Annotated in this window: 1 protein-coding gene; it reads right to left on the reverse strand. The window is 61.5% G+C overall.

Annotation, left to right across the window (positions count from 1 at the left end; genetic code table 11):
- Positions 1-120 precede the first annotated feature (120 nt).
- Positions 121-1,066 (reverse strand): AMP-binding protein (locus ACXJL8_RS41830; RefSeq protein ID WP_456687117.1); only part of this gene is annotated, 946 nt, incomplete at its 5' end.

A 1,066-nucleotide genomic window follows, 5' to 3' on the forward strand; every position in this document is an offset into this window, starting at 1 on the left:
GTAGGGTGGATTAGCCCGCGGCTGCGCGAAGCGCAGTCCGTTGGCGTAATCCACCACTGTCTGTCTCTGCGGGTGCAGAAGAGGTGGATTACGCTTCGCTAATCCACCCTACGAAACCATTTAAATCTTCGCCGCCGTCTTCGGCCAATACTTGTCACGCAAGTGCCGCTTCACCAGCTTGCCCGTTGGCGTACGCGGCAGCTCGGCTTCGAAATCGATCGAGCGCGGACATTTGATCGCGGAAAGGCGCGCCTTGCAGTAGGCGATCAGGTCGGCCTCGAGCTCCTTGCCGGCGCGCTTCGGATCATGCGGCTGCACCACAGCCTTCACCTCCTCGCCCATCTCCTCGTTCGGCACGCCGAACACGGCGACGTCGGCGACCTCGGGGTGGGTGATCAGCACGTCCTCGGTCTCCTGCGGGTAGATGTTCACCCCGCCCGAGATGATCATGTAGGACTTGCGGTCGGTGAGGAACAGAAAACCGTCCTTGTCGAGATAGCCGACATCGCCGAGCGTCGACCATCCCTTGGCGTTGTAGGCCTTCTTCGTCTTTTCGGGATCGTTGTGATAGGTGAAGGCTGGCGCGTCGGCGAAATAGACCGTGCCGATCTCGCCCACCGGCTGCTCGTCGTCGCTCTCGTCCAGGATCTTGATCTTGCCGACCACGGCGCGGCCGACGCTGCCGCGGTGCTCCAGCCATTCTTTCGAGTTGCAGACGGTGACGCCGTTGCCTTCCGAGCCGGCGTAATACTCGATCAGGATCGGACCCCACCACTCGATCATCCTTGCCTTGACGTCGACCGGGCAGGGCGCGGCGGCGTGGATCGCGCCCTTCAGCGTCGAGACGTTGTACTTGGCGCGAACCTTGTCCGGCAGCTTCAGCATGCGCACGAACATGGTCGGCACCAGCTGCGATTGCGTCACCTTGTATTTCTCGACCAGCTTCAAGAATTCCTCGGCGTCGAAATGCTCCATGATGATGGAGGTGCCGCCGAGCACGATCGCCATCATGTTGAAGCGCAAGGGAGCTGCGTGATAGAGCGGCGCCGGCGAGAGATACGTGCTC

This window comes from Bradyrhizobium sp. P5_C11_2, from assembly GCF_054049755.1.